The 2,736-nt window shown below is 71.2% G+C and carries 4 protein-coding genes; 2 read left to right on the forward strand and 2 right to left on the reverse strand.

Going from position 1 to position 2,736, the window contains the following annotated elements; all coding sequences use genetic code 11:
* On the reverse strand, positions 1 to 541 hold a 541-nt coding region (locus AB3X43_RS09200), incomplete at its 3' end, for a PDC sensor domain-containing protein (protein WP_473965099.1).
* Between the two features lie 128 nt (positions 542 to 669).
* Between AB3X43_RS09200 and AB3X43_RS09205 the strand changes: the two genes are divergently transcribed.
* Together AB3X43_RS09205 and AB3X43_RS09210 are read left to right on the forward strand one after the other, a co-directional pair.
* Positions 670 to 1,293 (forward strand): BON domain-containing protein, encoded by a 624-nt coding sequence (locus AB3X43_RS09205; protein WP_369429546.1) that lies wholly within the window; start codon positions 670 to 672, stop codon positions 1,291 to 1,293.
* Positions 1,294 to 1,437: 144 nt separating this feature from the next.
* On the forward strand, positions 1,438 to 2,187 hold the full coding sequence (locus AB3X43_RS09210; protein WP_369429547.1) for a response regulator: 750 nt from the start codon (positions 1,438 to 1,440) through the stop codon (positions 2,185 to 2,187).
* Here the strand turns inward: AB3X43_RS09210 and AB3X43_RS09215 are convergent.
* Positions 2,181 to 2,411, reverse strand: a complete 231-nt coding sequence (locus AB3X43_RS09215) for a hypothetical protein (RefSeq protein ID WP_369429548.1) — start codon at positions 2,409 to 2,411, stop codon at positions 2,181 to 2,183. The two genes, AB3X43_RS09210 and AB3X43_RS09215, sit on opposite strands and share 7 nt — an antisense overlap.
* Positions 2,412 to 2,736: the final 325 nt, after the last annotated feature.

The raw sequence follows: 2,736 nt of genomic DNA on the forward strand, positions 1-2,736 counted from the left end.
CGACCACGCCCCGGAACCGGGCCTGCCGGTCGTGCCAGCCCATCGACAGACCGATCGCCGCCTGGCCGTCGAAGCGGCTGACGAAGGGGGTTCCGACGAACAGCGTCGGGGTGGACGCCGCGCGCGCAGCGAGGAAGAAGTCCCGCTCGGCCACCGCCGGGGACGGCCCGGACTCCTGGCGCGACGAGGCCAGCCGCCGGCCCTCGGCATCGACGATGACCAGCGTGCGGAACAGCGGCAGCGCGGCAGCGCGGGCGCGCAGGAAATCGTGGGCGCCGACGCTGTCCGGGTCGAGCAGCCCGTCGCGCAGCTCGGCCTGGGTCGCCCCCAGCAGGGCCTCGGCCACGCCCAGCGTGCTGTCGGCCTGCACCGCCATCGCCGCCGACAGCGACGCCAGCGTGCGCAGCTCGCTGTCCAGCGTCTCGCGCCGCAGCATCCACAGGCCCCAGCCCACCGTGGCCGCCACGACCAGCTCGACCAGCACCACCAGCAGCACCCCACCGGTACGCAGCGCGGCCTGGTCACGATCCATCGTCTTCATCCCGTCACGGCTCCGGCAAGTTGCATCTGAAATCTACGCTCCGGACACTGTAATGCGGCAGTGACGGGTGGCTCCGAAGATGCAGTCACCCCAGCAAATCGCTGCGGACCGCACCAAAAGGAAAGACCATGACACCGCGCTTCAACCAGATCCTCCTCGCCGCCGCCCTGCTGACCGGATTCGCTGCCGCCCATGCGGGCACCGCCACCGGCGCCACCCCCGACGACGTCGCCCTGGCCACCCGGGTGCAGTCGGCACTGCAGCAATCCCGCCCGTTCCAGCGTGCCTCGACCGACATCACGGTCTCGGCCGCCGGCGGTCAGGTCAATCTGTCCGGGTTCATTCCCTATGCCAACGACGATCTGCCGGCCCGCACCATCGCCGCGACGGTGCCGGGGGTCCAGTCGGTGACCTCCAGCTTCCGCGCCTGGTCGACCGAATCGGACCCCAGCATCGGCCTGCCGGCCACCAGCGCCGACACGCCCGCTCGCCCGGCCACCACTGCCATGAACCCGGAGGACGCGGCCCTGGCCGCGCAGGTCAAGGCGGCCCTGCTGCAGGCCGCACCGTTCCAGGATGCCGACGTCGATCTCGTCGTGACGGCCGACAACGGCCAGGTGCGGCTGTCGGGCTGGGTCAGCCATGAAAACGACGAACTGCCGGCGCGCACCATCGCGGCCAAGGTCGCAGGGGTCCGTTCGGTCACCTCGCATTTCCATGCCTGGTCGACCGAATTGGATGCACGCGTCTGATGACCGCCGTCGCACCCAGTGCCCGCTGACGCGCCTCCTGACGCCTGACGGCCCGCGCCGCCAGGCGTTTTGCCGTCCACCGCAACGGTCACGATACAGTGGATGTGGCCACTCTCGCCACGCCCCGAACTGGATCCGATCCCCGTGACCACTGCAGCCCCCGCCGACGTCCGCCCATCGAGCCACATCCTCGTCGTGGACGACGACCCCGCCCTGCGCGCGCTGCTGACGGAATACCTCGGAGAAAACGAGTTGCGCGTCACCGCCGTGGCCAGCGGCCGCGAGATGAACGCGGTGTTCGACCGCGAAGCGATCGATCTGGTCGTGCTCGACCTGCGCCTGCCCGGCGAAGACGGCCTGCAGCTCGCCCGTGCGCTGCGCGAACGCGCCACGGTGCCGATCGTGCTGCTCACCGGCAAGGCCGAGGAGGCGGACCGGGTGATGGGCCTCGAACTCGGCGCCGACGACTACGTGACCAAGCCCTTCAGCCCGCGCGAGCTGCTGGCGCGCATCCGGGCCGTGCTGCGGCGCTACCAGGTGCAGACCGAGCTGCCGGCGCGCGACGACAAGCGGCGCGCCTACCGGTTCGCGTCCTGGGAGCTGAACCTGCGCACGCGCAAGCTCGTCGATCCGGCGGGCGAGAAACACGACCTGAGCAACGGCGAGTTCAGCATGCTGGCCGCCTTCTGTGGCGCGCCGCAGCGCGTGCTCAGCCGGGACCAGCTGCTGAGCCTGTCCCGGCTGCACAACGCAGAGGTCTACGACCGGACCATCGACGTGCAGATCCTGCGCCTGCGCCGCAAGATCGAGGCCGATCCGTCCCGGCCGCAGCTGATCGTCACCGAGCGCGGGGCGGGTTACTGCTTCAACGTGCTGGTCGAGACGCTCTACTGAGGCGGCGGTGGCGGGCGCTGCGGCCGACCCAGCCGCATCAGCACCCACCCGGCCAAGGCCCCGCCACCCACGGCCAGCACGATCCCCCGCCACGGGATGCAGTGCGCATGGACAGTCCCCTGCGCGGCATCGCTCCGCGCCAGCGCCGGCGGGCCGATCAAGGCCATGCCCAGCACAGCCGCCAGCAGCACCCGTCGGCAGGTGTGCCGGGCGGTGGTCGACATCGGAAGCGCTGGGGTCGTCATGGCAGTCGGGCGGACAGGTCGGATCACTGCCACTGTGGACCACCGGCCCCGAACGACGATTGCAGCGCGGTACCACCCGATGACAGATGCAATCTGCCGCCAGCGACCTGCGCAGGGAACGGCGCCGATCAGCCCTTCGGCGTCGCCAGGTTCTGCCGCACCCGCTGCAGCAGCGCATGCAGCAGCAGCTGCTCCTCGGCGGTCATGCCCGCCACCGCCTGCACGGCCAGGTGCGCGGAGGCCTGCTCCAGCGCACCCAGCACCGAGCGCCCCTGCGCCGTGAGCGCCAGCCGCACGCTGCGCC

This window comes from Sphaerotilus sp. (assembly GCF_041083715.1).
Lineage (GTDB): Bacteria > Pseudomonadota > Gammaproteobacteria > Burkholderiales > Burkholderiaceae_C > Sphaerotilus.